This window comes from Syntrophotalea acetylenica, from assembly GCF_001888165.1.
Lineage (GTDB): Bacteria > Desulfobacterota > Desulfuromonadia > Desulfuromonadales > Syntrophotaleaceae > Syntrophotalea > Syntrophotalea acetylenica.
Window position 1 is genome coordinate 1,191,987 of record NZ_CP015455.1, and the last position, 15,003, is coordinate 1,206,989.

A 15,003-nucleotide genomic window follows, 5' to 3' on the forward strand; every position below is an offset into this window, starting at 1 on the left:
AGTGGACAGCCTCCGGAGAAACAGCCTGAGTCGCAAGCAAGCCCGCGGATTGAGGGCCCCACGGCGGATAAGGGCCGTTTCCGGGTGGCCGCTCAATATTCAACGAAAACCTGATGATTTATTTAACGAATCACTTTTTTCGATACGGCATCAAAGCAGTTTTTTGACGTCTGCCTGATTTTTGGCAGGACGCAAAATTTCGTGTTTCCAATCCTGAAAGCACGATAATTTCATGCGGATTTCCGCAAGAATGCAAAATCGAAGCAACAAGAAATGCTGTATTGGGCTTGTAGGGTAAATCCTGGTAGTTACATTGCAATATAGATAAAACTAACATCTATCTGAATAAAATAGATATGTACTACGATACATAACGAAATCGAAAACTATTGTCAATGAAATTTCCGATTTTTTTAAAAATTGTTGAGCGCAAGAGCAACAAGACCGTGGAGTAGGGAGATTTACGATGAAGAAACAAAAAAGGGAGCCTGTCAGGCTCCCTTTTTTGTTTCTTCATGAGTAGGAAAATCTATGGCAAAAAGTCAGTCGGCCACGATCTGGCTTTTGGTGAAAATGGAGCGCAATTGCAAGCCGGCCGCTTCCACGATTTCACGGCCACCTTCCTGACGATCCACCAAAGTGATGATACCGAGGACTTCGAGCCCCTCCTGGCGGGCGCGTTCGACGGCTTTGAGCGCCGATCCGCCGGTGGTCAGAACGTCTTCCACAATGACCACCCGGGCGCCGGGACGCAGGTTTTTGCGGCCTTCAAGCCATTGACCGGTGCCATGGCCCTTGGGTTCCTTGCGGATGATAAAGGCCGGGATCGGCGTGTCGCCCATGGAGCTGACCAGCGCGGCGGCGGTGGCGATGGGATCGGCGCCCAGGGTCAGCCCGCCGACGCCCTCGATGGGGGCGGGAAAGTGTGCCAGTTCTTCGAGTACGGCCTTGCCGACCAGCATGGCTCCCCGGGGATGCAGGGTGGTCTGCTTGCCGTCGAAATAGAAATTGCTTTTGCGGCCGGAAGCCAGGGTGACTTCCCGTTCTTCGTAGGATAGCTTGCGGATGATTTCCTTAAGTTCTGCGCGATCGCTGGTCAAAACTTTATCTCCTGTCGTGATATTCAATGCGCTGCAACGGGGCCATCAAAACAGCCCGAGCTGGTCGTCCGATTTCAGCCGGGGGAATTTTACCGGATAGTTGCCGCTGAAGCAGGCCTCGCAAAAGTAGCCGTTGGCGCCCCTGGGGGCACCGGCGATTTCCAGCATTCCCTGCAGGGAAAGGTAGCCCAGAGAATCGGCCGTAATGTATTTGCAGATTTCCTCGGTCGTATGGGAGGAAGCGATCAGCTCCTTGCGGGTCGGCGTGTCGATGCCGTAAAAACATGGATAGGCCGTCGGCGGTGACGAAACGCGCATGTGGATCTCTTTGGCACCGGCATGGCGGAGCATTTTGATGATTTTCCGGGAGGTGGTGCCGCGTACCACCGAATCGTCGATCACCACGACCCTTTTGCCTTCCAGGACCTCGCGGATGGCGTTGAGTTTGATCTTGACGCCGAAATGGCGGATGGATTGCTGGGGTTCGATGAAGGTGCGGCCTACGTAATGGTTGCGGATCAACCCCATTTCAAAGGGAATGCCCGATTCCTCCGCATACCCGATAGCCGCCGGAACGCCGGAGTCGGGTATGGGGATGACGATGTCGGCGTCGACCTGATGCTCGCGCGCCAGCTGATGGCCGAACCCTTTGCGCACCCGGTAGACCTGCTGGCCGAAGACGGTGCTGTCGGGGCGCGCGAAGTAGACGAATTCAAAGATGCAGGGCGAAGGGGTGCGTTCCTCGAAGGGATGATAGGAGGTCATGCCGTTCTTGTCGAACACGACCATTTCTCCGGGCTCGATTTCGCGCAGCAACCTGGCTTCGATAAGATCCAGAGCACAGGTCTCGGAGGCCACGACATAGGCTCCGTCCACTTCGCCAAGCACCAGGGGCCGGAATCCATGGGGGTCGCGGACCGCTACCATGCGTGTTTCGGTGAGAAACACCAGGCTGTAGGCGCCCCGAACCCGGCGCAGGGCTTCGGAAATACGGTCGGGCAGGGCATCGCTCTGGGACCTCGCCAGCAGGTGAATGATAACCTCGGTGTCGGCGGTGGTGGAGAAGATGGAGCCTTTTTCCTCCAGTTCGTTGCGGATTTCCTGGGCGTTGACCAGATTGCCGTTATGAGCCACCGCCACGCTGCCGCGGGCGTAATCCACGGCGATGGGCTGGCAGTTGCGGATGCTGTCGCCACCCGCCGTCGAGTAGCGGACATGACCGATGGAGGCCTTGCCGGGAAGTTTATTGAAAATTTCGTCGTCTTTGAAGACGTCCGCCACCAGGCCGCTGCCGAGATGGGTTCGCAGGCGCGTGCCGTCAGCCGTCGATATGCCGCAGCTTTCCTGGCCGCGATGCTGCAGGGCGTAAAGCCCGAGATAAGTCATGTTGGCGGCTTCGGGGTGATTGAAGATCCCGAAAACGCCGCATTCATCTTCGTATTTGTCAAACATGAGTCAGAAACGCTCCCCGTTTTATGCCGTATGGCCGCTGCGCTGAATGGCATCACGGCCCGAAATGTTCACTATACCACGCTCAAGGCAGGTTGTGTCTCGCTGCTGACGCGGCATCTGCGTGGTGTCCGCAGGTCGGTAAAGAGCCCATTCGGTCTTTGCGAATGGGCTCTGCGGGTCAAAGCAGTTCGTCGCGAATGAACCGAACGGCATTTTTGTACAGCCACAATCCCATCCCATCCTCCGGCAGATCCGTTTCGCGGGTCCAGCGGGGGTGATGGGTGCGGTGCACATAGGCCTCGGGGTGCGGCATCAGGCCGAACAGACGCCCCGTTTCATCGCAAAGCCCGGCGATTGCCGCTGTCGACCCGTTGGGGTTGAGCGGGTAGTCCATGGTCGTCGCGCTGTAATCCGGCAGACAATATTTGAGCACGCCCAGATGTTTTTCCTCGATCTTTTTCAGGTTTGCTTCGCTGTCAACCACGAGTTTGCCTTCGCCATGACGCACCGGCAGGGTAATGCCGTCCAGCCCCCGGGTGAAGACGCAGGGGGATGCGGGATCGGCCTTCAGGTAGACCCAGCGGTCTTCGAAACGGCCGTTGTCGTTGAAGGTCAGGGTCGCGGTCTGGGTAAAGTCGCCGCCGAAGGCGGGGAGCAGCCCCATCTTGACCATCAGCTGAAAGCCATTACAGACTCCCATGATGAGTTTGCCGTCGGCGATGAATTTGCGCAGGTGTTCACTCAGATGCTCGGTGCTGCCCTTGATCGGCGCATGCAGCAGGCGGTTGGCGCCGGCCTTGGCGCTGCCGAGGTCGTCGCCGTCGAGAAATCCGCCGGCCAGGTTGAGGAAATGGTAGTCCTGCAGCAGGGCCCGGCCGCTCAGCAGTTCGGAGATGTGAACGATATCGACCACATCGGCACCGCCCAGGCGGCAGGCATGGGCCGTTTCCCGTTCGCAGTTGGTGCCGTTGCCGGCAATGACGATAGCACGTACTTGTTTCGACATGATTTACATCTCCCTTAACGGCGCCTGCCACGCCTCTTTGAGATCATTGATATCGGCCCGCACCAGAATCTCGCCGCCGAGGCCAACGATGCGCAGTTCCCTGCCCTCGGTAACGGTGCCGAGCAGGGAGAGGTCCTGGCCGGCGAACAGTTTTTCGAAGGCGGCCTTATGATCCGGCTTGATGGTGACCAGCAGGCGGCTGGCCGTTTCGGAGAACAGTACCGCATCCTCCCGCAGCACGCCCTCGCACTTGACCTTGCGCAGATCGACCTGTATGCCGAAGCCGCCGGCGAAAGCCGTTTCGGCCAGTGCCACGCCGAGTCCGCCATCGGAAAGGTCATGGCAGCTGGCCAGCAGGCTCTGTTGCTGGGCGCGGTTCAGGGTGCGGTAACGCCGCAATGCGGTGTTGGCATCGACGGTGGGGACATTTTTGCCCAGGTGGCCCAGCATGTCGTAATATTCCGAACCGCCCAGCTCGTTGCGGGTGACGCCGAGCAGATAGACCAGGTCGCCCGGGCGTTTGGCATCCATGGTCACGCCTTTGCGGATGTCATCGACCTTGCCGATAACCGAAAAGAGCACCGTCGGCGGAATGGAGATTTTGGTGTCGCCGATCTGGTAGTCGTTTTTCATGGAGTCCTTGCCGGAAATCAGCGGCACGCCGAAAGCCAGGCAGTAGTCGTACAGGGCCTTGTTGGCCCGCACCAGTTGGGCGGCCTTGTAGGTGCCGTCCGGGGTTTTGTCACTCTGTACGGGATCGCACCAGCAGAAGTTGTCGAGACCGGCGACATGCTCGATATTGCCGCCGACGGCCACGTAGTTGCGCAGGCCTTCGTCGATGGCGCAGGCCATCATGTGGTAGGTATCGATGTCGCTGTAGCGCGGCGTGATGCCATGGGCCACCACCACCCCCTCGAAGGAGTCGGGCAGAGGGCGGATCATGGCGGCATCGGCCGGACCGTCGTTGGCGATACCGACCAGCGGTTTGAGCACGGTGCCGGCCTGGACTTCGTGGTCGTAGCGCCGTACCACACTTTCCTTGGAGCAGATGTTCAGGCGTCCAAGCATGTGCCGCAGGGTTGCTTCCACGTCGAGGGGCTGGGCGAATTCCGGTTCTTTATGGTCGCGGTTTTCCCAGCGGGCCTGCAGTTGCAATTGGGGCACACCGCTATGGAGGAACGCCATGGGCAGGTAGGTAACGGTTTTACCGTTATACAGGCAGTGGTAGTAACCGGAGTCGTTGAAGTTGCCAAGGTCGGTGGCTTCGACGTCCATTTCTCTGGCCAGGGCGATAAATGCCTCGGTTTTGTCGGGGGGACCGCGACGGTCATGCGTTCCTGGGCTTCCGAGATGAGAATCTCCCAGGGTTGCAGCCCGGAGTATTTGAGCGGCGCCCGATCGAGGTGCATCTCGAAGCCGCCGGTATCTTCAGCCATTTCGCCGACGGAAGAGGAAAGGCCACCGGCGCCGTTGTCGGTGATGGAATTGTACAGACCGCGGTCGCGGGCGATGATCAAAAAGTCGAACATGCGCTTCTGGGTAATGGGATCGCCGATCTGCACCGCGGTGGCCGGAGAGCCCTCATGCAACTCCTCCGAAGAGAAGGTGGCGCCATGAATGCCGTCCTTGCCGATGCGTCCGCCAACCATCATGATGCGGTCTCCGGGCAAGGCCTGCTTGACGTGTCCCGGCTTGCCGTGGATTTCGGCCGGCATCAGGGCGGCGGTGCCGCAGTAGACCAGCGGCTTGCCGGCGAAGCGGTCATCGAAGATGATGGATCCGTTGACCGTTGGCACGCCGCTTTTATTGCCGCCATGCTCGACGCCTTCCACGACGCCTTCGAAAATGCGGCGCGGATGCAGCAGGCGCGGCGGAAGCGGTTCGCTGTAAAAAGGCGAGGCGAAGCAGAAGACGTCGGTGTTGAAGATAAGCCGGGCGCCCATGCCGGTACCGAAGGGGTCGCGATTGACGCCGACAATGCCGGTCAACGCTCCGCCGTAGGGATCGAGGGCGCTGGGGCTATTATGGGTTTCGACCTTGAAAACCAGGCTCCAGTCGTCGTTGAAACGGATCACTCCGGCGTTGTCCTTGAACACCGACAGGCAGAAGTCTCTTTTGCCTTTGGCGGCCCGCACGTCACGGGTGGCGCCGACGATAAAGGTTTTGAACAGGGAGTCGATGGTTTCGGATTTGCCTTCGCCATCTTCGTAGTCGATACGGGCCGAGAAGATCTTGTGCTTGCAGTGCTCGCTCCAGGTCTGGGCCAGGGCTTCAAGCTCCACATCGGTCAGACAGGCGGTCAGTCCCATTTTTTTTCGATCGGCCTGATTTTGCGGATCGTTGGCAAACGCCTGGATGGCTTTCATTTCCTCCAGGTTGAGAGCCAGCACGCCTTCGCGGCTGATGCGCATCAACTCCTCGTCGGAGACGTTCAGGTCGATCTCCAGCACTTTGGGTTCGGCGGTGGAAACCACCTTGGGAACTGTTACCGGCACCCCGTTTTCCCGGTCGAATTTCGCCGCCGGAATGATTGTCCAGCGCTGAATCAGACCGTTACCGAGAAATCCGGCGGCGATGCGTTCGGCATCTGCTTCATCGATTTTTCCCGACAGAAGGTACTGTACGGAGGTGTAGACTCCTTCATCGGCGGTAAACCGGCGCCCGACAAGATACTGGATGGCTTCCCGCGATGTGCGGCCGACGTTGTCGGTGACACCGGGCCGGAAGCCGACCTCGACAAGCACATCGAAACCTTCGGCCACAGGCTGGTTGATGGCATAGTGCTGGATCACCGGGTCGGAAAAGGGGCCTTGCGCGGCAGCTTCGATTTCCTTGCGGGACAGATCGGCATCGACGGTGTAGACATCGATGGTTTTTACCTGATCCAGTTCGATTCCAAGATGTTCGCGGATCTCACGCTTGACGCGTTCGCCGCGTGCATCGCGGATGCCTTCTTTCAGTCCGACTTCTATTCTCCAGGCCATTATGCTCTCCTTGGCAAGGGTGAACCGGTAACGGTCGCCCGGCATCTGGTGCGCCACGGTGTCGTGCATGACTCACCGGTGCAGCGATGCGCACGGCCGACTTCCGGGACATCGTCTTTCAAAAATTCAAACAAAATTCATTGCGGGCCGGCAAAAATGCGATCCGCCGCCGGAACCGGCGCTGCGACTGCCCTAACAGCCAAAACAGATGCTCGGCCTGTCCTGGCAGCCGACGAACAGTTGCGTTGAAAAAGCTTTTATATCATTGAGCGCCTTGCGCGCACAGTCTTCCGCCAGTTGAGGGGTGTTGTTGGCTTCACTCAGATGCGCGAGCAAAACCGCCTCCAGCCCCGGCCAGGCGAGGCTGCGCAAAAGTTCGGCGGACTCCCGGTTGGACAGATGTCCGTGCCGGCTGCGGATACGCTGCTTTAAATGCCACGGATACGGACCGTCGCGCAGCAGATCTTCGTCATGGTTCGATTCGAGAACCAGTACCCGGCACCCCTGAAAACGATCGATGACCAGTCGGGTAGCGAGTCCCAGGTCGGTTGCGATGCCGATTTTGCCTGATGACGTTTCCAGGATGAAGCCGGTTGGAGCCGCGGCATCATGGGTAACGGGAACGGTATGGACTATCAGGTCCCTGAGGCAAAAGGTGTCGCCGGAGTCGAATGCGATGGTCTGTGTCAGTTTTCCCGCATGGGGCAGCGCTTCGCGTGTTGCGTGATGAATGTGTACGGGCAGTTTCCAGCGGCGGGAAACAGGACCGAGCCCCCGACAGTGGTCGCCATGTTCATGCGTCACAAGGAGCGCGTCAAGCTGCTCGGGGCTTTTCCCAATAGCGTTCAGCCGGTTACCGATTTCGCGGGCTGAAAGGCCTGCGTCGATCAGCAACCGGCTCTCGGCGGTTTCGACATAAATAGCGTTGCCTTTGCTGCCGCTGGCCAGCAGACAGATTTGCACGATGCCTCCCTGTTCCCCAACGGCGGAGCGCCGTTTATATACCGGAAAATAACCGCATTCGCAAGATAAAACAAGCCGTCACCGAGTTGATTTTGCAGGATCTTTCCACGGGATTTTAAAATTCCGGGGATGTCTTTGTGCCGGCTTTTCTGCCCGGGTGGCAGGGGCGGGCGATTAAAATCGAGGACGGTATTGTCGTTGCGGACGCTATTCTGGCGTCAGTTTCATGGAAGTCTGCAGTTGCATGTTGGCGTTTTGGAGTTGCCGAAGCGGAAGTAGAGAAAAAGCGAGTTTTCTTTCTGCTTGTATTCTGTTTGGCAAGGAATGAAGCTGGTATCCATCCGGAAACTCCGGATGGATACTAAATAACATATTGCGCTTTCCGGTACAAGATTCCGCTGGCTCGGGGATGGGAAAGCGGTTGACGGCCAAAGGGCTATTGGCTATTATCAATCGCTAACTTTGATGGCGTCGCTAAAACCCGCCAACTTCCGCGTCGCTGTAATTTCCTCACTGTTTCGACGTGCCTGAGTACGTCTCACTGCCTGGCAATTACAGGCGCTTCATTTGGCACTTTTTGCCTGGCCGTCCAATCTGCCGCTTTTTGCAGAAATATCAACACTGGGTTTCTGAATTGTTTATTCAAATACTCGGTTTTGCGTGTTGTTTTCGGCTTCGAGGGATGTTCGGGGCCTTATTCCAAGTTCGGGAGCACCAGAGAAATGGCGGTAAAAATAGCAATAAACGGCTTCGGTCGCATCGGGCGCAGTATTTTTCGCGCCGCCTGGGCGGCACCGGATGTCGAAATCGTGGCGATCAATGACCTGAATTCCGCGCAAGTGCTGGCCCACTTGCTCAAATATGACTCCGTGCGCGGGATTTTCTCTCCTCCCGTGCAGGCTACCGACAGCGGGCTGATGGTGGGAGGTCGCCTGGTCAGGGTCTGTGAAATTCAGCAACCCGCCGAGCTGCCGTGGCGGGAAATGGGCATCGATATCGTTCTGGAAGCGACGGGCAAATTCACCGAGCGCGCCAAGGCGGCGCAACATCTCGATGCGGGGGCGGGGCGTGTAATCATCACGGCGCCGGGCATTGGTGAGGACATCACTTTGTGCATGGGAATCAACCATCGAAAATATGATCCGGCGTTGCACCGGGTGATATCCAATGCTTCCTGTACCACCAATTGTCTGGCGCCGGTGGCCAAGGTTCTGATGGAGAGTTTCGGCATTGTCAAAGGCATGATGACCACCGTGCATGCCTATACCAATGGGCAGCAGATCCTCGACTATCCCGCCAGGGACCTGCGTCGGGCGCGGGCCGCGGCGCTTTCCATGATTCCCACGACAACCGGTGCGGCGCGCGCTGTCGCCAAGGTGTTGCCGGAACTCGCCGGCCGTCTGGACGGCATTGCGGTGCGGGTTCCCACGCCAAACGTGTCCCTCATATCCCTGGTGACGGAAACGCGGCAGCCTACCGATATCGCGGCTGTCAACCATGCGTTGCAGACCGCCGCCGAAGGTGCTCTGAAGGGCATCATGGGTTATTGCGAGGAACCGCTGGTTTCCGTCGACTTCAACGGCAACCCCGCCTCCTCGGTGATCGATGCCATGTCTACCAACGTTCTCGGTGGCAACATGGTCAAGGTTCTCGCCTGGTACGACAACGAATGGGGGTATTCCAACCGGGTCGTCGATCTGGTGCGGCATGTTGCAAGTTGCTGACAAGGTTCTAAAGTTTTATGGACGCGCTGTTTCGTACTGGCGGTGCTGTTCGCTGATTTTAAAGCTTTTTATAACCAATGGATGGGGGTTGATATCATGCTCAATAAAATGACAGTCAGGGATATCGATTGCAAAGGCAAACGCGTTTTCTGCCGCGTCGATTTCAATGTGCCCCTCGACAAGGAAGGGCGGATCACCGACGACACCCGTATCGTTGCGGCCTTGCCGACGATCAAACATATCATCGCACAAGGAGGGCGGCTCATCCTCGCCTCTCATCTGGGACGGCCCAAGGGAACTCCGAAACCCGAATTCAGTCTGGCCCCGGCTGCGGAGCGCCTTGGCCAGTTGCTCGGTCAAACGATAGGCATGGCACCTGATTGTGTCGGTGCCGAGGTCGCAAAACTGGTCGCCGATCTGCCGGAAGGCGAGGTGTTGATGCTGGAAAACGTCCGTTTCCATAAAGGGGAAACCGACAACGATGCCGCTTTCAGCGCTCAGCTTGCGGCGCTCGCCGACGTTTATGTCAACGATGCCTTTGGTACCGCCCACCGAGCCCATGCTTCCACCGAAGGCGTCGCGCGGATCTTATCGCCGGCGGTAGCCGGTTTCCTGATCGAAAAGGAACTGCGCTATCTCGGTCAGGCGATTGCCGAACCGGTTCGTCCTCTGGTGGCGGTGCTCGGCGGCGCCAAGGTGTCCGATAAATTGCCGGCCATTGAAAGCCTTCTTGAAAAAGTCGATGTTCTGATAATTGGCGGCGGCATGGCTTATACCTTCCTCAAGGCCAAGGGGTATGATCTTGGTCATTCCCTTATCGAAGAAGAACGGCTCGGCATGGCCGCCGAGCTGATGCAGCGCGCCGCCACCAAAGGGGTTGCCCTGCTTTTACCGGAAGATCACGTGGCTGCCAGTGAGTTCAAGGCCGATGCTGAAAGCAGAATCTGCGGCAACGATGATTTCCCCGCCGGCTGGATGGGGCTGGATATCGGACCGAAAACCGTCGCCCGGTTCAGCGAGGTGTTGAGCAAAGCCGGTACCGTGGTATGGAACGGCCCCATGGGGGTATTCGAATTCGACGCCTTTGCCAAAGGAACCTTTGCCGTGGCGCAGGTTCTGGCCGATTCAAAGGCGGTTTCCATCATCGGCGGCGGGGATTCGGCGGCGGCGGCCAAAAAATCCGGACTGGCGGACAGGATGACGCATATTTCCACGGGCGGCGGCGCTTCGCTGGAGTTTCTTGAAGGGAAAGAGCTTCCGGGCATTGTTGCCTTGACCGACAAGTGACCGGCCTGCCACTGCCTGGCCGGATTTTTCAAAATCCCGTTTATGGCAATCGTCCATCCTGCTTTTTCGGGTGAAAGAAACTTAACGTGTGTTTCGCGCCGGGCCGGCGCCGAAGCATGGCATACATTGTTCAGAGGGAGAAGATGCGCAGACCCTTTATTGCCGGAAACTGGAAGCTGCACAAGACGACCGCGGAAGCTGTTACCCTGGTGAAAGCCCTCGAGGCCGGACTGGCCGATGTCACCGACCGCGACATTGTTGTCGCGCCGGTTTTTACGGTCCTGACATCCGTGTCATCGGCTCTGGGCGATAGCAATATCGCTGTAGCCGCCCAGAACTGTTTTCCGGAAATGCAAGGGGCCTATACCGGGGAAGTCTCCCCCTGCTCCTCAAAGATGCCGGGTGCCGTTATGTTATTGTCGGTCATTCGGAGCGGCGGCAACTGTTTGGCGAGACGGACGGTTTTATCAATCGCAAACTCAAGGCGGTGGTCGATACGGGGCTGACAGCGATATTCTGTGTCGGTGAAACCCTGGAGGAGCGCGAGCAGGGGCGCACTTTCGAGGTTCTTGAAAAGCAGTTGCGCGGTGGCCTGGAAAACCTCCTTAGAGACGCCATGGCAAGGGTTGTGGTGGCGTATGAGCCTGTCTGGGCGATCGGTACGGGAAAAACCGCCAGCGCTGCGCAGGCGCAGCAGGCGCATGCCTTTATCCGGGATTTGCTATCCAGGCTGTACGACGCCGATCTTGCTTGCAGGATCCGCATTGTGTATGGGGGAAGCGTCAAACCTGACAATGTTGACGGGCTCCTGAGTCAACAGGATATTGACGGTGCCCTGGTTGGTGGCGCCAGTCTCAAGGCTGAGGATTTTATCCGCATTGTCCGTTTCCTGCCTTCCTGAGGCAGAGCGAAATGCACAGATGGCTCAGCGCTTTTCCCCGATTTTTTGCCGGAGCCGGTTTTTCCTTCATGAAAGCCTCGCGTAGCGGCCTCGCCTGTAGAAGTGAGACCCAGCCGGCATAGGGGCTTTTCATTCGCCGGTTTATGTGCTAAGTTCGGCCTTTCCGAAAAACTTACTCGTCAGGAGTTGATGAAGATGGTGACCCTTTTAATCGTTTTACACGTCCTGGTTTGTATAGCTCTCATCGCTATCGTTCTGCTGCAGGGTGGCAAAGGTGCGGAGGTCGGCGCGGCCTTCGGTGGCGGCGGCAGCCAGACGGTCTTTGGAGCGCGCGGTGGCGCCAGTTTCATGGGCAAGCTCACCACCGGAGCAGCGGTCGTGTTCATGCTGACCAGCCTGGTATTGGCCTATTTTTACAAAATTCCGGGTGTCGAAAGCATCATGCCTGCCAGCATGACGACTCCGGCGGCCGTGGAACAGGGTGGCCCTGCCGAAGCGGCTCCCGCAGCCAGCGTCCCGGCGCAGGAGTCTGGTCCGTCTGCAGACTAGTATCCATCCGGAAGCTCCGGATGAAAACAAAGTAAATGCGTTTTCAACCCAATTTCATGTTGACAGATTTTTGTCAAAACAGTATAAAGTTCTTCGCTTAACGCCGAAGTGGTGGAACTGGTAGACACACCATCTTGAGGGGTGGCGGGCGAAAGCCCATGCGAGTTCGAGTCTCGCCTTCGGCACCAGAAATTATCAAGGCCCGCAATCAGCGAGATTGCGGGCCTTGTTTTTTTTAGCCGTTTGGATGTCCGGGTGTCGAAGGGCGTAAAATATTACGGATTTACCTGGGTATCATTATGCAGGACAGGGAACAACCGAGAGACCGTGCTTTTTCTACCGGAAAGAAATCATCCCGCGCCTGTCCGGTTTTGGCTTGAGTGGTTACCTTGATGAGATTGAAGCCGCCGATTTCAAGAGCCTTGGCAACAGAGGATGAATCCGCTTGTGGCGATTTGGATTCATTGACAGCGACGCAGCATGCTTCGTGGCATGCGAGTATGGCAAAACGGCCCTGTCTCCACGGGCGAAAATCGCCCTGCGGGGTTTTGAACGCCATGGCGCTCATGCAACGTTCAAAAAGTCTCTCAACTGCTATGTGGATGTCCTGAGGCGAAGCCTGGAGGCCGATGATCAGGGCATCTGCGGAGAACATGGAGCGAGCAACGGCATGCGCGTCATCCTCGGGTAAAACACACTCGCCGCATGGAAAACACTTGTGGCATTTTTGACAGGACTGGATAGCCAGGCCATGAAGGTTGATCCAGGCGATTTCATGAGGGGCGGGTATGCCGTCACAGATTCCCTTGAGCAGATCCTGTGTGGCCGATTTTTCATCGCTGCAACCATTCAGAACGAGAACTTTCATGGAATCCCCCATTGACCCTTCGCAGTACGGCTACGACTGCATCTAAAGCCAGGTGCCAATATTCTGAACCTTTATGTCTTTGAAAAAATCAATTTTCAAACTATAGCCAGAAGCATCGAGGATGCAACTGTCGGGTGGGAATTTTTCCGGGCAGACGGCTGAAGCGCCTTTTTGCGCCGAGAGTGCGCCCGATCAGCCGATCAATTGCTGTATTTACTCCGCCATTTCAATCCCGTTACGGCGGCTGTAGTCCGTGAGGACCCCGAGTTGTTCGGCCCGGAATTTGATTTTGCACACTGCGGTTGCTGAAGAAAATCCGTGAAGAGACTCACAAAGATATGGATTGCTGCAGATGACGGGGCGGTTGTTGTCTTTCGCGATTGCGAATCTTTTAAAAATGAGGGGATATCAAGGTTTGTAACGTAATGTAAGAAAACCGGGCTGTTCGTCATGACGATCAGCCCGGTTGCGCAATCGAAAACAATACTATCTAGTTTTCATCCGGAAACGGCCCTTTTTCGCCATGACGGCGTCAATCCGCAGGCTTGCTTGTGCGGCGTACCGATGTACGCCTCCGCGCAACCCCTTGATTCCCTTGCCACAACGAAAAATTGCTCGTTTCCCATATGAAAACTACGCTGTATCCATCCGGAATTTCCGGATGGATACTATCTAAAGAGGGCCTATTTGGTGCGGGCCGGTATGGTGCCTTCTTCATCCGAAATGATGATTTCCACCCTGCGGTTCATCTGACGGCCGGCAGTCGTGTTGTTGGTGGCCACCGGGAAGTCCTCTCCATAACCATGAATTTCAATGCGTGACGCTTCTATCCCCTTGTCGATCAAAGCACGGCGCACGGCAAGGGCACGCCGTTCGGACAGAACCTGGTTGTATTCCGCGCTACCAGTGCTGTCGGTAAATCCTTCGATCATTACCTTGCGTGTGGGGTATTCCGTCAGGAATGCGGCCAGTTTATCGACCGTGACGATACCGCCCGGTTTCAGGTCAGCCTTGTTGACATCGAATACCACATCGCCAAGGGTCATCACCAGCCCCCGGTCCGCTTTGACGGCTTGCAGCTCGGCCATTTCCTGCTCGAGCTTGGCGGCTTTTTCCCGGGCTTCAGTGGCTTCAGCCATGGCTTTTTCCGCCGCCAGGCGCTGTTCGGTCGCTTCCATGGTCGCTTGTTCGGCGGCGGCTTTCTGGGCTTCGGCCTCCTTCAGAGCCTGCAGGGCCGCTTCTTTTTCGGCAGCTGCACGCTGCTCGGCAAGACTGGCCTCGGTGGAGCGGGCTTCTAGCAGAACCTTGTTACGTTCGGCACTCGCCTGTTCGATGGCCGCTTCGGCGATTTTCTGATTGCCGATTTCCTGGGCAATGGCCGAATGCTGTTTGGACAGGTAGGCCTGATGTTCCACCGTGGCCAGATCCGCTTTTTGCTGGAAGGATGTTTCCGCCTGGGTGAGGGCCATTTCCGCTTTTTTCAGCTCCAGTGCCGCGTTACGGATCACCGTGGGATTGGCCTGAGCTGCCTTGTAGGCGGCCCTGGCTTCCTCCAGGGCGGCATTGGTTGTAACTTTTTGCGCACATCCGGACAGGGCCATGGCCGCCAACATGATCCCGGTTATGCCGGTGGCGATTTTGTAGCTGCGGATTCGGATAGTCATGGGGTTACCTCCGGTTTTTAAGAAAAAAGGCTGTTATTGAGGAAGTTTGCGTTGAATTTCTTCACGCAGAATATCAATACTCTTTTGCAGTTCGTCCACGGCTTTCTGGGTTTTTGCCGTACCGCTTTTGGCTTCCGCCAGTTTCGCGTCGACCTCAGCCTGTTCAAGCAGGTGCTCGGCCTTGACATAGTCTTTAGCGGCGATAGCCGTCTTTGCAGCATCTACCTTGTTCTGCGATGCCTGCAGTTCCAGTGGCGCGTATTCGTAGGCGCCGGCGGCTGTCGCCTTGTCCACCGCGGCCTGGGCAAGGGCCATCTGGCTGGTTGGTGGTTGCTTGGCCGGCGCGCATGCCGCCAGAGCCGCTACGGCCATACTTACAATAATAGTTTGTTTGCAGGTGCGCACATTCATGATGTCTACCTCCATCGATTCTGGTTGACCACTGTAGTCCGGCGCAAAGGTCACCCGACCTTGCCGGGCCAGGCAAGTTGCAAAGTGCATAGGT

General features: G+C 57.1%; 11 protein-coding genes, 1 tRNA gene and 2 pseudogenes. 6 read left to right on the top strand and 8 right to left on the bottom strand.

All coding sequences use genetic code 11. The features are described from left to right. Positions 1–542: 542 nt before the first annotated feature. From pyrE to A6070_RS05425, 5 genes and pseudogenes are all read right to left on the bottom strand, one after another. The gene (pyrE, locus tag A6070_RS05405) at positions 543–1,100 is read right to left on the bottom strand and encodes an orotate phosphoribosyltransferase (RefSeq protein WP_072287391.1); all 558 of its coding nucleotides are present in this window, start codon (positions 1,098–1,100) and stop codon (positions 543–545) included. Positions 1,101–1,145: 45 nt separating this feature from the next. Further along, a complete protein-coding gene (purF, locus tag A6070_RS05410; protein WP_072287392.1) occupies positions 1,146–2,552 on the bottom strand; it encodes an amidophosphoribosyltransferase in 1,407 nt (468 codons plus the stop codon). A gap of 178 nt (positions 2,553–2,730) precedes the next feature. Next, a complete protein-coding gene (locus A6070_RS05415) occupies positions 2,731–3,558 on the bottom strand; it encodes a phosphoribosylformylglycinamidine synthase subunit PurQ (RefSeq protein ID WP_072287393.1) in 828 nt (275 codons plus the stop codon). 3 nt (positions 3,559–3,561) lie between these two features. Then, positions 3,562–6,542: pseudogene (locus A6070_RS16685) on the bottom strand (phosphoribosylformylglycinamidine synthase subunit PurS). Positions 6,543–6,734: 192 nt separating this feature from the next. Then, complete coding sequence (locus A6070_RS05425) at positions 6,735–7,505, bottom strand: MBL fold metallo-hydrolase (protein ID WP_072287394.1); 771 nt, start codon at positions 7,503–7,505, stop codon at positions 6,735–6,737. Positions 7,506–7,642: 137 nt separating this feature from the next. Here A6070_RS05425 and A6070_RS15310 point away from each other — a divergent pair, with 137 nt between their 5' ends. The 6 genes and pseudogenes from A6070_RS15310 (at position 7,643) to A6070_RS05450 (ending at position 12,154) form a co-directional block, all read left to right on the top strand. Then, complete coding sequence (locus tag A6070_RS15310) at positions 7,643–7,870, top strand: hypothetical protein (protein ID WP_145928194.1); 228 nt, start codon at positions 7,643–7,645, stop codon at positions 7,868–7,870. Positions 7,871–8,227: 357 nt separating this feature from the next. Next, positions 8,228–9,229 carry a type I glyceraldehyde-3-phosphate dehydrogenase gene (gap, locus tag A6070_RS05430; RefSeq protein ID WP_072287395.1) on the top strand — a complete coding sequence of 334 codons (1,002 nt, stop codon included), beginning with the start codon at positions 8,228–8,230 and terminating at the stop codon, positions 9,227–9,229. A 96-nt stretch (positions 9,230–9,325) separates the two neighbouring features. Beyond that, positions 9,326–10,516: a phosphoglycerate kinase gene (locus tag A6070_RS05435; protein ID WP_201257948.1), complete on the top strand. Its 1,191-nt coding sequence runs from the start codon at positions 9,326–9,328 to the stop codon at positions 10,514–10,516. A 143-nt stretch (positions 10,517–10,659) separates the two neighbouring features. Next, positions 10,660–11,417: pseudogene (gene tpiA, locus A6070_RS05440) on the top strand (triose-phosphate isomerase). 195 nt (positions 11,418–11,612) lie between these two features. Beyond that, positions 11,613–11,966, top strand: coding sequence for a preprotein translocase subunit SecG (secG, locus tag A6070_RS05445; RefSeq protein WP_072287397.1), 354 nt, complete (start codon positions 11,613–11,615; stop codon positions 11,964–11,966). A gap of 102 nt (positions 11,967–12,068) precedes the next feature. Then, a tRNA-OTHER gene (locus A6070_RS05450) sits at positions 12,069–12,154 on the top strand. A 95-nt stretch (positions 12,155–12,249) separates the two neighbouring features. Here A6070_RS05450 and A6070_RS05455 read toward each other — a convergent pair. The 3 genes from A6070_RS05455 to A6070_RS05465 all read right to left on the bottom strand — a co-directional run bounded on the left by A6070_RS05455 (position 12,250) and on the right by A6070_RS05465 (position 14,909). Continuing rightward, entirely contained in the window at positions 12,250–12,834 is a 585-nt protein-coding gene (locus A6070_RS05455) for an NAD(P)H-dependent oxidoreductase (RefSeq protein ID WP_072287398.1), read from the bottom strand. Between the two features lie 683 nt (positions 12,835–13,517). After that, the gene (locus A6070_RS05460; protein ID WP_083558767.1) at positions 13,518–14,498 is read right to left on the bottom strand and encodes an OmpA family protein; all 981 of its coding nucleotides are present in this window, start codon (positions 14,496–14,498) and stop codon (positions 13,518–13,520) included. Positions 14,499–14,531: 33 nt separating this feature from the next. Continuing rightward, positions 14,532–14,909 (bottom strand): DUF4398 domain-containing protein, encoded by a 378-nt coding sequence (locus tag A6070_RS05465; RefSeq protein ID WP_072287399.1) that lies wholly within the window; start codon positions 14,907–14,909, stop codon positions 14,532–14,534. Between the last annotated feature and the right edge of the window lie 94 nt (positions 14,910–15,003).

What these genes read in the sequence shown, in the direction of transcription:
- purF (WP_072287392.1), bottom strand. Translation starts at nt 2,552, where the DNA reads ATGTTTGACAAATACGAAGATGAATGCGGCGTTTTCGGGATCTTCAAT.
- A6070_RS05415 (WP_072287393.1), bottom strand. Translation starts at nt 3,558, where the DNA reads ATGTCGAAACAAGTACGTGCTATCGTCATTGCCGGCAACGGCACCAAC.
- gap (WP_072287395.1), top strand. Translation starts at nt 8,228, where the DNA reads ATGGCGGTAAAAATAGCAATAAACGGCTTCGGTCGCATCGGGCGCAGT.
- A6070_RS05435 (WP_201257948.1), top strand. Translation starts at nt 9,326, where the DNA reads ATGCTCAATAAAATGACAGTCAGGGATATCGATTGCAAAGGCAAACGC.
- secG (WP_072287397.1), top strand. Translation starts at nt 11,613, where the DNA reads ATGGTGACCCTTTTAATCGTTTTACACGTCCTGGTTTGTATAGCTCTC.
- A6070_RS05455 (WP_072287398.1), bottom strand. Translation starts at nt 12,834, where the DNA reads ATGAAAGTTCTCGTTCTGAATGGTTGCAGCGATGAAAAATCGGCCACA.
- A6070_RS05460 (WP_083558767.1), bottom strand. Translation starts at nt 14,498, where the DNA reads ATGACTATCCGAATCCGCAGCTACAAAATCGCCACCGGCATAACCGGG.
- A6070_RS05465 (WP_072287399.1), bottom strand. Translation starts at nt 14,909, where the DNA reads ATGAATGTGCGCACCTGCAAACAAACTATTATTGTAAGTATGGCCGTA.